The organism is Micromonospora sp. Utrum1, assembly GCF_057197805.1.
Genome location: NZ_CM170071.1, coordinates 2089399 through 2103944 on the forward strand (window position 1 = coordinate 2089399; position 14546 = coordinate 2103944).

At 69.2% G+C, this 14546-nt stretch carries 11 protein-coding genes, 1 tRNA gene and 4 pseudogenes; 8 read left to right on the forward strand and 8 right to left on the reverse strand.

Annotation, left to right across the window (positions count from 1 at the left end):
* Positions 1–2 precede the first annotated feature (2 nt).
* The gene (locus AC0OLQ_RS10200; RefSeq protein ID WP_484531111.1) at positions 3–911 is read right to left on the reverse strand and encodes a helix-turn-helix transcriptional regulator; all 909 of its coding nucleotides are present in this window, start codon (positions 909–911) and stop codon (positions 3–5) included.
* Between the two features lie 161 nt (positions 912–1072).
* On the opposite strand from AC0OLQ_RS10200, the gene AC0OLQ_RS10205 reads away from it, so the two are divergent.
* Positions 1073–1849, forward strand: coding sequence for an SDR family oxidoreductase (locus AC0OLQ_RS10205; RefSeq protein WP_484531112.1), 777 nt, complete (start codon positions 1073–1075; stop codon positions 1847–1849).
* Positions 1850–1919: 70 nt separating this feature from the next.
* On the opposite strand, the gene AC0OLQ_RS10210 is transcribed toward AC0OLQ_RS10205, so the two are convergent.
* The gene (locus AC0OLQ_RS10210; RefSeq protein ID WP_007457244.1) at positions 1920–2351 is read right to left on the reverse strand and encodes an SsgA family sporulation/cell division regulator; all 432 of its coding nucleotides are present in this window, start codon (positions 2349–2351) and stop codon (positions 1920–1922) included.
* Positions 2352–2624: 273 nt separating this feature from the next.
* On the opposite strand from AC0OLQ_RS10210, the gene AC0OLQ_RS10215 reads away from it, so the two are divergent.
* Together AC0OLQ_RS10215 and AC0OLQ_RS10220 are read left to right on the forward strand one after the other, a co-directional pair.
* Entirely contained in the window at positions 2625–3158 is a 534-nt protein-coding gene (locus tag AC0OLQ_RS10215) for a TIGR02611 family protein (protein ID WP_484531113.1), read from the forward strand.
* Positions 3159–3208: 50 nt separating this feature from the next.
* A tRNA-Val gene (locus AC0OLQ_RS10220) sits at positions 3209–3280 on the forward strand.
* Positions 3281–3344: 64 nt separating this feature from the next.
* On the opposite strand, the pseudogene AC0OLQ_RS10225 reads toward AC0OLQ_RS10220, so the two are convergent.
* Positions 3345–3656 (reverse strand): annotated as a pseudogene (locus tag AC0OLQ_RS10225) (tyrosine-type recombinase/integrase); the annotation flags it as partial.
* Between AC0OLQ_RS10225 and AC0OLQ_RS10230 the strand changes: the two are divergent.
* A pseudogene (locus AC0OLQ_RS10230) lies at positions 3653–3934 on the forward strand (EamA family transporter); the annotation flags it as partial. The pseudogenes AC0OLQ_RS10225 and AC0OLQ_RS10230 overlap by 4 nt on opposite strands.
* 98 nt (positions 3935–4032) lie before the next feature.
* On the opposite strand, the pseudogene AC0OLQ_RS10235 reads toward AC0OLQ_RS10230, so the two are convergent.
* Positions 4033–4206 (reverse strand): annotated as a pseudogene (locus AC0OLQ_RS10235) (SDR family NAD(P)-dependent oxidoreductase); the annotation flags it as partial.
* A gap of 213 nt (positions 4207–4419) precedes the next feature.
* Here AC0OLQ_RS10235 and AC0OLQ_RS10240 point away from each other — a divergent pair.
* Complete coding sequence (locus AC0OLQ_RS10240) at positions 4420–8163, forward strand: S8 family serine peptidase (RefSeq protein ID WP_484531114.1); 3744 nt, start codon at positions 4420–4422, stop codon at positions 8161–8163.
* Positions 8164–8191: 28 nt separating this feature from the next.
* Here AC0OLQ_RS10240 and AC0OLQ_RS10245 read toward each other — a convergent pair whose 3' ends face one another.
* Positions 8192–8434, reverse strand: a complete 243-nt coding sequence (locus AC0OLQ_RS10245; RefSeq protein WP_357333272.1) for a hypothetical protein — start codon at positions 8432–8434, stop codon at positions 8192–8194.
* A gap of 368 nt (positions 8435–8802) precedes the next feature.
* Between AC0OLQ_RS10245 and AC0OLQ_RS10250 the strand changes: the two genes are divergently transcribed.
* Positions 8803–9180 (forward strand): hypothetical protein, encoded by a 378-nt coding sequence (locus tag AC0OLQ_RS10250; RefSeq protein ID WP_484531115.1) that lies wholly within the window; start codon positions 8803–8805, stop codon positions 9178–9180.
* A gap of 197 nt (positions 9181–9377) precedes the next feature.
* Here AC0OLQ_RS10250 and AC0OLQ_RS10255 read toward each other — a convergent pair whose 3' ends face one another.
* The 3 genes and pseudogenes from AC0OLQ_RS10255 to AC0OLQ_RS10265 all read right to left on the reverse strand — a co-directional run bounded on the left by AC0OLQ_RS10255 (position 9378) and on the right by AC0OLQ_RS10265 (position 12340).
* Positions 9378–10241 (reverse strand): IS5 family transposase, encoded by an 864-nt coding sequence (locus AC0OLQ_RS10255; protein WP_484528173.1) that lies wholly within the window; start codon positions 10239–10241, stop codon positions 9378–9380.
* Between the two features lie 332 nt (positions 10242–10573).
* A complete protein-coding gene (locus AC0OLQ_RS10260; RefSeq protein WP_484531116.1) occupies positions 10574–11383 on the reverse strand; it encodes an arginase family protein in 810 nt (269 codons plus the stop codon).
* Positions 11384–11519: 136 nt separating this feature from the next.
* Positions 11520–12340, reverse strand: a pseudogene (locus tag AC0OLQ_RS10265) (HARBI1 family protein).
* Between the two features lie 285 nt (positions 12341–12625).
* On the opposite strand from AC0OLQ_RS10265, the gene AC0OLQ_RS10270 reads away from it, so the two are divergent.
* Together AC0OLQ_RS10270 and AC0OLQ_RS10275 are read left to right on the forward strand one after the other, a co-directional pair.
* Complete coding sequence (locus tag AC0OLQ_RS10270; protein ID WP_484531117.1) at positions 12626–13066, forward strand: Lrp/AsnC family transcriptional regulator; 441 nt, start codon at positions 12626–12628, stop codon at positions 13064–13066.
* Positions 13067–13641: 575 nt separating this feature from the next.
* Positions 13642–14403 carry a C39 family peptidase gene (locus AC0OLQ_RS10275; RefSeq protein WP_484531118.1) on the forward strand — a complete coding sequence of 254 codons (762 nt, stop codon included), beginning with the start codon at positions 13642–13644 and terminating at the stop codon, positions 14401–14403.
* Positions 14404–14546: the final 143 nt, after the last annotated feature.

Here is a 14546-nt window from a genome sequence, read left to right on the forward strand (position 1 = left end):
CATCATGCCCGCCCGACGGGGGCGGGGGAGTCGGCGGGCGGGCGAGGGCGCACCATGCGGACGGGCAGTGGTTGCTCCCGGGCGGCCCGGAAGGCCCCCGGGCTCACCCCGACCTCGCGGGTGAAGAAGCGACCGAAGTTGGTCGGCTCGGGGAAGCCGAGCCGCCGGCCGATCCGGGCGATCGGCTCGTCGGTGGCGGCGAGCAGTCGGCTGGCCTGCAACGTCACCCGCTCGTCGATCACCTGCTTGGCGCTGCGGCCGGTCACCGCCAGGCAGGCCCGGGTCAGGGTACGCACCGAACAGCCGAGCTGGGCGGCGTAGTCCTCCACCCGGCGGGTGTGCCGGTAGCCGCGCTCCACGTCGCGGCACAGTCGCCGGAAGGTCTCCGTCTCGGCCCGCGGCGCGGCCCGCTCGTCGGTGCCGGGCAGCAGGCTCAGCCGCAGCAGCAGCACGGCGAGCTGGTGGCGCAGCAGCGCCGCCGCGGCCGGGATCCCGGCGTGCCGTTCGGCGTCCACCGCCAGCTGGGTCACCTCGCTGATCACCGCGTCCTCGTCCTCCCCGGCGAGCTGCCGGTACGCCGGCACCGCGTCCGGATCGACGTCGAGGCCGCGCAGCGTCTCCGGGCCCCAGCGCACCACCGTCGCGTCGAGCTGCGGACCGAGGCAGCGCAGCACCTGACCGGGGCGGGCCCGCAGCAGCGTGCCCGGGCGGCAGGGCAGCGCGCGGAAATCCAGCTCCGCACTGCCGTGACCGTGGGTGACCAGGATCAGCAGGTCCGCGTCGAGCAGGACCGGCCGCGGCCAGCCCGGCGCGGGCGTCAGGTCGGCGAGCGCACCGGTGACGATCGCGTCGACGCGAGGCGCCGACGGGTCGGTGCGGGTGGCCGGGGAGAGCTGACCGGTAGTGACCATCGTCCCGACGGTAACCGCCCCGCGCGCACGTTGCATCTCGACGGTTTCGGCCGGTCGGGCCGGGTCTTGTCGGCGCCGACGCGGGACGGTTAGGTTACCGATCGGTAGCGCCCGGGTCGGCCGACCGACCCGCGGCCCCGTACACCGGCGATGGGATGGGCATGACGGATCTGTTCTCGGTCGAAGGCAAGACGGTGCTGGTCACCGGCGGCTCACGGGGGATCGGTCTGATGATCGCCCGCGGCTTCGTGCAGGCCGGCGCCAAGGTCATCATCTCCTCGCGCAAGGCCGACGTCTGCGAGAACGTGGCCAAGGAACTCTCCGCCGAGGGGCACTGCGAGGCGATCCCCGCCGACCTCGGCCACGACGACGGCGCGCTCGGGCTGGCCCGGGCCGTGCGGGACCGCACCGACCGGCTCGACGTGCTGGTCAACAACGCCGGCGCCACCTGGGGCGCGCCGCTCGAGGCGTACCCGGAGGCCGCTTTCGACAAGCTCTGGGCGGTCAACGTCAAGGCCGTCTTCCGGCTCACCACCGCGCTGCTGCCCGCGCTGCGCGCGGCCGCCGCCCCCGACGACCCGGCCCGCGTCATCAACATCGGCTCGATCGACGGCATCCGGGTGCCGTGGATGGAGGTGTACGCCTACTCGGCGACCAAGGCGGCCGTGCACATGCTCACCCGCAGCCTCGCCCACCAGCTCGCCGGCGAGCAGATCACGGTCAACGCGATCGCGCCGGGGCCGTTCGAAAGCAAGATGATGGCCTTCGCGCTGGACGACCCGGCCTCCCGGGCGGCCATCGAACAGCAGGTGCCGCTGGGCCGGATCGGCCGCCCCGACGACATGGCGGGCACGGCGATCTACCTGTCGTCGCGGGCCGGCGCGTACCTGACCGGGGCGGTGATCCCGGTCGACGGTGGGATCACCACGCACGGTTGAGCCGTACCCAGCGATCGACGGCCCGGGGCCGCGCGGACTCGGCAGATCCGCGCGGCCCCGGTGTGCCGTGTCAGCGACCGGCGAGCAGCCGGTTCACCGCCGTGTCGACGTCCAGGTGCTCGGCCTCTCGGCCGCGCGGGACGACGACGTAGGTCCGGCGCAGGAAGCGCACCAGCACGCTGCGCGGGACCTCGAAGAGGGCGTTGCCGTCCGGGGACGACAGCGCGAGCGCGACGAAGTCGCCGCGCGGGGTGGCCCACGGCCAGACCCGGACATCGCCGATGCCGGCCGGCTCGTCGAGCCCGGTGACCAGCAGTTCGCGGGCGAACGACCAGCTCACCGCCTCGCCGCCGGCGGATTCGGCGTGGAACAGGACATGGACCGCATACGGGTCAGCAGGGTCGTAACGCAGACTGGCACGCACCGGCAAGGCGGTGGCGTCAGGCGCGACGAGCCTTAGCGACGTCTCGACCTCTACGGTCGTCGGTCGGATGACACTCATGGACGTTCTCCCCCCGGCACCGCTGCGGAACGCGCGTGTCCCGCTTTTCCCATACTCAGGTGCTGCTCCTGGCTACGCTCCGCCATACGCTGACTTCACCCAGTGGTGGGAAGGGGGTCGGAAAGCCTTCGAGAACGTGAGAATTCTTGTAGGATTTCCGCTTCCGCCCGATCCGTCATCCCGCCCGGCAACGGGTGGTTCAGTCGTCGACTTACTCCGGTAACGTCCAGTCCTCAGCAGGGGTGACGGTCCCGGGCGACACTGGGGGTGGAAATGGTCACGAGGGGTTCCTCGGTCGGAACGAGGACCACGGCCCACCCACCGAAAGGTGCGGCCCGAGCAGCCAAAAGTCGGGGGTACGAGGTGCCTGTGGAAGGGGGTCCGCGGACCGCTCTCGCCGAGCGACGCCGCGGCGGCTGGCGACTGCGCCTGCACGCCACCCTCGAAATGATCCGGGCCAACCCCACCGGCCGGGTCGCCCTCAAGATCTTCATAGGCGTGCTCGGCGCCATCATCGTCACCATCGGCATCGCGCTCATCCCGCTGCCCGGGCCCGGCTGGCTGCTGGTGATCGCCGGCCTCGGTGTCTGGGCCGTCGAGTTCCACTGGGCGCGCCGGCTGCTCGCCTTCACCCGCCGCCACGTCAACGCCTGGACGCGCTGGGTCACCAGCCGGTCGCTGCCGGTGCGCTGCGCCCTGGGCGCCGTCGGGCTGGTGTTCGTGTCGGTCGTGCTGTGGCTGTCGCTCAAGTACAGCCTGGGGATCGACCTCGTGGCGCGGGCGCTGCACTACCTCGCGACGCACTGAGACCCGGTTTTTGGTCCCGGGTCTCGATCAGGTAGAGTCATCGGCGCTGAGGGCGATTAGCTCAGCGGGAGAGCGCTTCGTTCACACCGAAGAGGTCACTGGTTCGATCCCAGTATCGCCCACGCAAGTCAAAGGCCACTTCCCGGCTTCGGGAGGTGGCCTTTCTGCTGCCGTACAGCAGTTCCGTCAGCGGCCGAGTGAGTCACCGAGGCGTTTGAGTGCGTCTCTGGGGTGGACGTCGAGGTCGGCCAGCAACGTGGCGCAGGTGCGCCTGGCGTCGTGCACGGTGATCGGCTTGACGTTGGCCTTCTCGCACCTCGTCTGCCAGGAACGCTGGAAGTTGCGCGGCTCGATGGGTGTGCCATAGCGGGTGGTAAATACCAGTCCGGTTTCGTGCCACGCGTTGCCGGCTGTTGCTAGGGCCTCGTCGCGCTGTTCCTGTCTGAGCTTGAGGGCCGTCAGGCAGATGTCGGGCAGGGGGAGGGTGGCGTCGGATGCTGTTGCCCCGCCTGGGAGCGGTTCGCGTGTCCGCGTACAGCTGCGTTCTGGCGGTGCCGATGCTGGTCGGGGCTTCTGCCATGGCCGGGGAGCCGTCCTCGTGGCGCATGCCGATCGGCACTGAAGGTTTGGTGTTGGCACACCTTGGAGTGGTCCTGACCGCCGGCGGCTTCTGGTGCTGGTTTCGTGGGATTCAGTTGGCCGGCGTGGAACAAGGATCGCTGACCGTGGGGCTGCTGCCCCCGGCCGCTGTCGTCGCGATGACCATGCAGGATCACGTCGTTCCGCCTGGCACGCAGATGGCGGGCATCTGCGTCGTCGTTGTCGGCCTGCTCGTCGGCGTTTCGGCCCCGGCGCACACTCTGCGCCGGACACGGCCGGTGGCGCTGCCCGACGGACCGCTCGCCGCCGTGGGAACCGCAGTGGTCGCCGACTCCTCGATGTCGACGACGGCGACGGCCACCCCGTCGGCGGCCAGCCGCCGGGCCGTGGCCGCGCCGATGCCGCGCGCGGCTCCGGTGACGATGGCGACGCGGGGCTCCTCCGACATGATTACCTCCCGGTAACTTGGGCTCGATCGAAGGAGCTCAACCCGCGCTCAGGAAGTTCTCCTATACGAAAGGATCTTGTCGGCGTACGGTCTCGTCCGGTCCTCCGATCGATGCCCTTGCCCGGTGACAACCACTTCGGCCAGTGGCATCCGGAGGCGGCGCCGTCCCCTCAGGCGGCGACTGGAGCAGTAGACGAGGCAAGGACGACACAAGTGAAGTTCCCCCGTCCCCGTGGAGCCCGGCTCGCCGCCGTGGTCTCCGCGGTTCTGGCGGCGACCGGAGGCTCACCAGCCCTGGCCGCCGCTCCCGACCCGGCGGCTCAGCCCGGCCGGACAGCCGCGGCCCCCGCCGCACCGACGAGCGACCTGCCCACCCCACCCGGAACCCGGTCGGTCACGCTGATCACCGGCGACGTGATCACCACCCGGCGCGACGCGAACGGCGGCACCGTCGACGCCCGCCGCCCGGACGGCGCCCCGACCCAGGTACGGGTGGTGGAGGCCGGCAACGACCTGTACGTCTACCCGCAGTCCGTGCTCCCCTACCTGGCCGCCGGCACGCTGGACAAGCGACTGTTCAATGTCACCGGACTGATCGCCGACGGGTACGACGACGCACACGTGGACCACCTGCCGCTGATCGTCTCGTACGCCGACGCGGCGGCGGGGCTGCGGAGCGCCGCCGTACCGACCGGGGCGACCCGCACCCGCACCTTGAGCAGCATCAAGGGCGCCGCGCTGAACGAAGACCGCGACCAGGCCGACAAGTTTTGGGCCGCTGTCACCGCCACGGCGAAGTCGACCGTGGGGGCCTCCGGCGGCACCGGACGCTTCGGCGGCGGGATCGCTAAGATCTGGCTCGACGGGCGGGTACACGCCGACCTCGCCGACACCACCGCGCAGATCGGCGCCCCCGAGGTGTGGGCCGGCGGCGACACCGGCGCGGGCGTACGCGTCGGCGTGCTGGACACCGGCATCGACTCCGGTCACCCCGACCTGGCCGACCGGATCGCCGAGTCGGCCGTGTTCGTACCCGGTGCGGACCTCGCCGACCGGATCGGCCACGGAACCCACGTCGCGTCCACCATCGCCGGCACCGGCGCCGCCTCCGATGGGCGGGAGAAGGGCGTCGCCCCGGACGCCCGGCTCGCCATCGGCAAGGTGCTCAGCGACGACGGGTACGGGCTGGACTCCTGGATCCTCGCCGGCATGGAGTGGGCGGCCCGGGACGCCGACGCCACGGTCATCAACATGAGCCTGGGCTCGAGCCAGCCGACCGACGGAACCGACCCGATCAGCCAGGCGGTCAACACGCTCAGCGCGGAGACCGGCGCCCTGTTCGTCGTCTCCGCCGGCAACCTCGGCGCGCCGGGCACCGTGACCGCCCCGGGCGCGGCGGACGCCGCGCTGACCGTCGGTGCGGTCGACGCCAGCGACCAGCTCGCCTACTTCTCCAGCCAGGGGCCACGGATCAGCGACGAGGCGATCAAGCCGGAGCTGACCGCGCCGGGCGTCGGCGTGCTGGCGGCCCGCTCGCAGTACGCGCCCGGTGAGGGCGCATACGTGAAGCATGACGGCACCTCGATGGCCGCGCCGCACGTGGCCGGCGCCGCCGCTCTGCTCGCCGCGAAGCACCCGGACTGGACCGGCCAGCAGCTCAAGGACGCCCTGGTCAGCACGACCAGGGCCACCCCGCAGTACAACGCGTACCAGGCCGGCACCGGCCGGGTCGACGTCGCCGCGGCGGTACGCGCCCCGATCGTCGCCACCGGCACCGTCTACACCGCCGTGCGCCACGAGACCGCGGAGGCGGCCGCCACCACGCACCCGGTTACGTACACCAACACGACCGGGCAGCCGATCACGTTGGACGTGGCGGTGGACGCCGCGTCCGCGCCGGCCGGGCTGTTCGGTCTGTCCGCGGCGCGGCTGACCGTACCCGCGCACGGCACCGCCGCCGTCACCCTGACCACGGACACCTCCCGGGCCAGCGCCGGCAGCCGGTACACCGGGCAGGTCGTCGCGACCGGCCCGGACCGGGTCGTGCTGACCCGCACCGCGATCGGCGTGGGCACGTTCACCCCGTATCACCAGCTCCGGATGGAACTGACCGACCGCGCCGGTCGGCCGGCCGCTGGCACGATCGAGCTGGGTCAGCCGGGCAGCTACGAGCCGGCCTTCGTCAACACCGATCCCGACGGCACGCTGCAGCTGAACCTGCCCGAAGGCGTCTACTCGGCGATGAGCTTCCTCAACGTCACCGGCAGCCACGGGCCGAACTCGCTGGGCCTGGCCCTGCTGGGCGACCCGGACATCGACCTGCGCGCCGACACCACCGTGCGGCTGGACGGCACGGCGGCCCGGCAGGTCCAGTCGCTGGTGCCGCAGCCGACCTCCGACACGTTCGCCCGGCTGGACTACTACCGGTCCGAGGGTGACGGCCGGTGGCGCTCGTTCATCGAGGGCGCCGTCTTCTACGACAGCCTCTGGGCGCAGCCGACCAGCCACGACGTCACGCACGGCGACTTCTACGTCGGTGCCCGCTGGCGGCGGGAACAGCCGGTGCTCAGCGTCGGCACCACGACCGTCGACTTCGACGACGTGGTCCGCCAGGAGGGCACCACCCAGCTGCCGAAGGGCCGGTGGACGCTGCCGGCCGTGTACGCCGGCAACGGTGCGGCGGGCGACTACGCCACGCTCGACGCCCGCGGCAAGGTGGTCGTGGTCCGGCACAACGGGGAGGTCGGCGACTCCGAGCAGGCCGCCGCGGCGACCGCCGCCGGAGCGAAGCTGATGCTGGTGGTGAACGACCGTCCATGGCGCCAGGTACGCAACTACGGGGTCGACTTCTTCACCCCCACCCCGATCGAGGTGGCGCTGCTCAGCACGGACGAGGGCGAGGCGCTTATCCAGCGGATCCAGCGCGGGTCGACGACGCTCGAGGTGGCGTCGCAGCCGGTCGCCGACTACGTGTACGACCTGGCCCAGGGCTACCACAACCGGATCCCGCGTGAGCTGGCCCGGACCGAGAGCAGGAAAACGCTGGCCCGGATCGACGTGGGCTTCGACGCCCCGGCCCCGCAGACCCGGGGTGGCGAGTTCCGCTTCGACTGGCCGTCGTACTCGGACTGGGGCATCGGCCGGACCAGCAACCGGCCGCTCGCGCCGGTCCGCACCGACTGGGTGTCCACCGGCGACCTGTACCAGTGGGGTCAGGAGGCGTACCTGGAATCCGGCACGTACCAGATCGACACGCGGACCAACTACCGGGCCGGCAGCAGCGGCGCGGAGCAGTTCTTCGAGCCGATCGAGCGGCCCCACCTGAACAACAACTTCAAGCTGCCCACCCGGTCGGGTGACAGCCTGAACCTGGATGTGCCCGGTTGGGGCGGCGACGACCACGTCGGCATGGCGCTGAACGGGGCCACGCAGACCAACGAGCTCTACCAGGGGGACACGCTGCTCGGCCAGGGCAGCAGCACGTGGATCAGCGGCACCGCGCCGGACGCGGGTGACCTGCCGTACCGGCTGGTCGTCAAGACCTTGCAGGACCCGGCCGCCGGTCGGTACTCCACCAGCACCCAGACGCAGTGGCGGTTCCGGTCGGCGGCGCCGGCCGCGGGAGTGGAGTCGAGCGTGCTGCCGCTGCTCCAGCTCGACTACGCCGTCGACACCGACGCCGCCGGCACCGCGAAGGGCCGGAGCGACCTGACCGTCACCGCCGGGCACCTGCCCGGCGCCGTCGGCGGCGGGATCGGGCCGGTCACGCTGGAGGTGTCGTACGACGACGGCCGGCACTGGCAGAAGCAGACGCTCGACGGTGCACCGGGTGGCGCCTGGACCGCGCAACTGCAGGCACCGAAGGGCGCGGCCTACGCGTCGCTGCGCGCCAGCGCCACGGACCGCTCGGGCAACTCGGTCGACCAGACCGTGATCCGCGCCTTCAGCGTGCGCTAACCGCTCCGCTCGCCTCCGTCGAGTCGATCTAGGGCAGATCGTGGTGATCAGAGATCATCCAGCAACGATCTGCCCTAGATCGGCACGCGAACCGGCGGTGGTCAGGCGGCCGGCGGTCGGAGAGCAGGTCCGGCACCACCCGGCTGACCACGCCGATCAGGGCGAAAACCAGCACCAGGTCGAAGAACAACTCCAGGAAGTTGGCCTGCCGGGACTCCTCCTCACCGCGCAGGACGTCTCGCGCCTGTGCCGACTCCGATGTTCGCCCCACCCGCCCACGCTCGCCGGACCCTTCCCTCCCTTGCGCCGATACGCCGCTTTTGGCCAGGGAGGTGTGGCCGCCACTGTCAGTGCCGCGGCAGGCTAGGGCGACGATATGACATGTGCCGGAGCCGGCGTGCGGCGGAACAGCAAGATCCGGAACATGCGCGGAACGATCAGGCGCGTCGCTGGGAAGCCTTCCCGCGTACTCCCTGGGGAGACGGCAGATGGCTCAGCAGGCGCTAAACCGTTCCTAAACCGTGTATCAGTCGGCTTGACCGCAACGATGCCGCCAGCTCGTCGAAACACCTCGTGACGGACCAGATCGGCGGCTGTTGACGCCCGTACCCTGTTTCGATCCTCTGCGAGGATGTGGCTGTGTCTCTCCTCGCACCGACGCCGAAGAGGCAGTGCAACCGCGCTGTGAAGCGAGCGCGGCGGGAGCTTGCTCATGGCAGTACCGGACTCTTCTCGTCCGTGTTCTGGTACGGAGCCGTCGATATCAACCGTAAGCATCTCGTCGTCTGGGTCTTACTCGCCGGTTCCCCGTCCCGTTTGCCCGCCTGGTACTTCCCGAGCAAGGAACGCGCCGACCGCGAGTACGACGCGGACCTGCTGGCAGAGATCGGACGCATGCGCGAGACGGTCGTCGCTTGTTTTTCCCGGGAGGGTTGGCCGGACGCTGAGCGCATCGACGTAGGGTTCGACTCCGAGACCCGGGTAACGGACGGCGGCGGGTGGCACTACTTCAAGTAGAACCTGGCACAAGCCCAGGCCCCGCCTACGGCGTAGGCCGGCGAGAAAGCTGTCTACAGCAACACTGACAGCAACCGCACCGAACGCCGGCGCATCAGCAGGCACGGGGACGGACGGTAATCCCAGCCAGCCGGCCGAGGCGCAGACATGGACGGACTCTGTCGGACGGAGCGCCCAGAACTAAGAGGGCATCCCGTTTAGATGTGTAGCGGTGTGTCCGTCTCGGGGTGGTCGTCGCGCCAGGATGGAGTCGTCTCGTGGGTCAATCGCCGGCTCATGTTGTCGATCATGGCCCAGTGGATGTGGGCTCGGGAGTGCTCTGGTGACGTCTCGTAATCGCGGACGAGTCGTCGGTGGAGCATGATCCAGCCGTTGGTGCGTTCGATGGCCCACCGCTTGGGCAAGGGTTGGAAGCCCTTCTGGCCTGGTGTTTTCGGCACGACTTGCACGTCGATGCCGTGGGCGGCGCCGCGGGCGATGGCAGTGGCGCGGTAGCCGGCGTCAACCCACACTGTGCTGATGTGACGGTGGGTGGCGGCGAGGCGGTCGATGACGTCGCGGCCGGCGGCGGTGTCGGAGACGCTGGCGGCGGTGACGATCACCACCAGCAGCAGACCGAGGACGTCGGTGGCGAGGTGCCGCTTGCGGCCCTTGATCCTCTTGCCGGCGTCGATGCCCTGGCTGGCTTCGGGCACGTTGCTGCTGGTCTTGACGCTCTGCGAGTCGATGATCGCCGCGCTGGGCTCCGGGTCACGGCCGGCTGCCTGCCGGACCTTGCCGCGCAGCAGGTTGTGGATCGTCTCGGTGGTGCCGTCAGCGGCCCAGCGAGTGAAGTACGAGTGCACGGTCTTGTACGGCGGGAAGTCGTGGGGCAGGTACTCCCACGCAATGCCGGTCCGGTTGACGTACAGGATCGCATTCACGATCTCCCGCAGGTCATGCACCGGTTTCTTCAGGCCCAGGCCGCCTTGAGCCGCCCGCCAGGCGGTCATGGTCGGTTCGATCAACGCCCACCTGGCATCAGACAGATCGGTGCGATACGGACGGCGAGGGGTCGTCATCCATCGATCATCAGGGCGCAAGATCCTCGACTCCAGCAAGGCAGCAACCAGCGTGTATCAGATCAGATCCACACGAGATGCCCTCTAACAAACGAGGGGTCAGGCAAGGCCGGGGCGCGCCAGCTCCGGGCGAGTCGACGAGGACCAGGTCCAGGCCGTCACCAGGCCGTCGGAGGCCGATCGTGGGCGACCAACAACGACGCCTGATGACGACTTTTGCCCAGGTGAAAGGCGAGGCCTGCGCGATGACCAGGCCGGCCGGAGTCCCTTTACCTGTAGTTGGTGAACTGTGGGGTGACGCCGCCCAGGCCAGGAGGCCAAACACTAAGACGTCAGCCGGGCGAGCTGGTGAACTGGCTCGGGAAGATCGGCCGCTGGCTGCTTATGGCAGTCGCGGGGCATGCCGGATCGTGGAGCAGCGGTTGGAGAGCGTCCAGCAGGGGCCCGGGGTGGATGAGGGCGCCGGTCCCGTCCAGTCCGGCCTCGAACTCGCCGATCTCGATGCCGACGAGTTCGTGTAGGGCGATCATGTCGGCGATCGCGCTGAGGTCGTTCAGGGTGAGGCCGCTGGGCACGAGGTAGTCGGTCGGCACGATGCCGGGTTGCAGGACGTCGCAGTCGATGTGCACGTATACCGGCCGGCCACCGATCGCGGCCTTCAGTCTTGTCGGGAGGTTGGGGCCGGCCTCGACGAGTGTGATCACGCCGTGGTCGATGAGCGACTGTTCGGGTGGATCGATGTCGCGGGCCCCGCAGAGGATGACGTTCTCCGGCTTGAGGCCGTCGCCGAGGCCGGAGTTCCACATTCCCAGTGGCCCGCTCAAGGCGAGGCCGCCCAGGTAGCCGGTCGTCGTGTTCGGTGGTGTGTTGAGGTCTGCGTGCGCGTCGAACCAGACGACGACTGCGTCGGGGCGATGCTTGGCGACGATCGGCAGGGTGGCCAGTGCGACAGCGCATCGGCTCAGTGCGGTGATCGGCAGGCCGCCGTCGTGGAAGATCCGCTCATACTGCCGGGCCATCGCCTGAAGTGCGGGTTCCGCCGCTGCCAACTCGACATCCCAGTTCGTGCACAGTGCGGGCTCGGGCGTTCCGACTACGAAGGGGTCGATGTTCAGGCGGGCCGCGAGTTCGGCGGCGATCATCCCTGATCCCTGCATCGCGCGGTTGTTGTGATCACCGGCGCGGCCGGCAAAGTGGGTGAGCGCTGCTGGCCTTCGGGGATTCGGGACGTGCATGGTTACTGAGCCTTTCCGCGTAACGGGTCGTGGCGTTGGGTGATCAGGTTGTGCGGTTGTGCTCGACGTGCAGGAGTACGAGGGCCGCCGCGGTGATCCTGCCGATGTTATAGGGGCACAGGCTGACGTTGCGCAGCGCTTTGAAGGTGGTCTTGAGCAGGGAGTTGCCGCGTTCGCCGATGGCGCGGACGCCGTTGTGTGCCTTGTTGAACTGCTGCTGCACGGTGGTGCAGGTGCCGTTCTTCGGCTTTTTGAACGCGGTCGTGATCGTGTCGGCTTCGCCTTCGTAGCCGAGGTCGCCGAGTACCCGCCGCTGGTCGTTGGTCCAGGTGACCAGCAGGGGCAGGATGTCGTGTTCGCGTAGGGCGTCGTGTCGTGTTCCCGGCCGGGCCGTACTGGTGAGGTCCACAGCGGCCACCCGTCCGGAGCGGTCACGACCTGCACGTTGCCACCGTGGTTGTCGTGTTTGCCGGACCACCACAGGTCCACTCCCGGCGTCGGTCCGGGGGTGCGACACCGGTCGGTCTCAATCAGGGTCCCGTCGATGTTCACGTGCGCGTAGCCGGCCATCTTCGCGGCCAACAGCACCGATTCCAGGCCCGGCGCGTGCGCGGCGAGGACCCGGATGCCCTCGTGCAGGTAGGCGTAGCCGGTCGATGAGCTGACCTGGTTGTCGATGGCCAACTGCTTGACCCGAGTGCCGTCAAGGAACCAGCGGATCACCAGGATCGCCTGCTTGAAGCAGCTCAGCGACCGCGTCCCGGTACGGGTCCCGAGCCGCTGCCGTTGCCGGTGCAGGAGCCCGGACAGGAACAACACGGTCTCCTCGCGCACGGACAGCTCGGCGGTGTATGTGACACTCATGGCGACGCAGGACCCCTACTGAAGTTGATCTGTGAGAGGACCACTTCATACCGGGGTTCTGCGTCTTTCCCTCGCACCGCAACAGGTTCGGGCGTGTCCGCACCGACCGCCAAGGCGGCTACCCGCCGCACTCACACCGTTACGCGGAAAGGTTCACTCGCTTCAGGCTTGCCGGCAAACGGACAGTCTGAGCGTACGTACTGCCGATGTGGTGGAGCAATCAACAACGAGCGCGCATTATGCTTGGCCGCACGACATTTTGTGGGGAGTAGTTAGGCGGTCTGCATGCTCGATGACCTAGACCACAGGCTCATCGCCGCTCTCCGGATCGACAGCCGGTCTCCGGTGGCGGCGCTCGCGCGCGAGTTAGGTGTCAACCGGTCCACGGTGACCACGCGCATCGAGCGGCTGCGCGACTCGGGCGTGATCGAGGCGTTCACGATTCAACTGAGCACCGACGTCGACCGTGACGCCATCCGCGGCGTCACGATGGTCTCGATCGAACCGAACCGCGGCCAGGACGTCGTGCGCGCGATCCGGGGCTTCCCCGAGGTCGAATACCTTCATTCAACGATCGGGGTGTGGGACCTGGTCGTGCAATTGCGTGCCACCTCGCTGTCAGAGTTCGATCTCGCTCTGGAGCGGATCCGCGGCGTGCCGGGGGTAAGGGACACACAGACCAGCCTTCTGTTCAACTCCCTGACTGCCCCTACGCCGCGAGGATGACGCTCAGTCACGTAGCAGCTAGCTGTGTCAGCAACGTGTGTGGCTGCGGTTGGCACCGCGACCGTCGGGCTGGGGCGAGGGCCAGGCCCGGCTCAGGTAAAGGGGCTTGCCGGACGAGCCGCCGACCGATCGGTGTGGCTGGCGCCCTTCCCCGCGTCCCGAGTGGCAGCCCCGCGTCATGCGTTTTGGGCGGCCCGCACAGTACGGTCCATTCCGCCTCGTCGAACCAAATAGCGCCGACGCCGTTGCAGGCACATACCTCCGTCATTCAATTCAGTTATAGCCGCTATAAAGGGCACGGTTGCAGAGGATCAGTTGAACCCGTTACCGTCGCACGGCCGGCCGATCGTCAGGCATGAACGCAATGATGCCCAGGGCCAAGCCCGCTCAATCGCGATCATGCGAGCCACCAACGGAACGTCGGCTGATTCCCAGGACTTGATGGCCCCTGACGGCTGCACCCTCACCGGTCGAGGCCGATGCGTTCACCGCCATGTGTTCCGGTCGACCCAACGCTGCATCTACGGCTGATCCGGTCCACCACGTCCGCCAATCCACTCAACCGAGGGAGCATCATGACTCCGGAACGTGTTCGCATTACCGCGCTGCGCCGCGGCCGTAAGGTGGCGCTGCTGTCGGCTGCGCTGGTAACCGCCGCGACGGCCGCCTCGGGAGGCGCTCTCGGGCATGAGCTTTCCGCCCCGAGTGCGGCACTCGCCGCCTCGGGTCCGCAGGTCGTGGCCGATGTCGCGCCCGCCAAGGCCACAGCCGCGGCCGGGCCGGATCCGGCCTCGGCCACCACTCGAGATCCGGCTCCGGCGGCCCCGCCGGAGAAGATCCTGGGCACCTCGTTCGAGTATCAGATCAACTTCTACTACTGCGGACCGGCCGCGGTGCACAACGCCCTGACCGCCCTCAACATCGACGCCAGCCAGGAGGAACTCGCCGACGGGCTGGGCACCACGATCCACGGCACGGCTTCCGCCTTCGACACAACCCGCATGCTCAACGGCGCGATTGGCGCCGACATGTACCAGACGAAGGAAATCACGGGCCAGGAAGCCACACCCGCTCAGATGGACCAACTGCAGGCCGACGTCGTACACGCCATCAGCAGCGGCCATGCCGTGGTGGCCAACGTCATCGGTGGCGCGACCGACGCCAGCGGGGTCTGGCACGACTTCTCCGGCGGCCACTACGTCACCCTCGTCGGCTACAGCGACGACGGGCGTGCCGTGAAGGTCGCCGACGCGTCCGGCATGTACGGCTCCAACACCTACTGGATGAGCACGATCGACATGGCCAACTGGATCGCCACTCGCGGCTACTCCGCCTGAGCGCACCACGTCCCTACGCGGAAGACGCCGCTCGGGGATTTGCAGTTTCCCGCAGCGACGCCTCCATCAGCCAGCGCCCGCGCTGACTGATGGAGGCGGGCGGCTTCTCGGCGCGATCGCTTCCGATCCCGTAGCGGACCCGT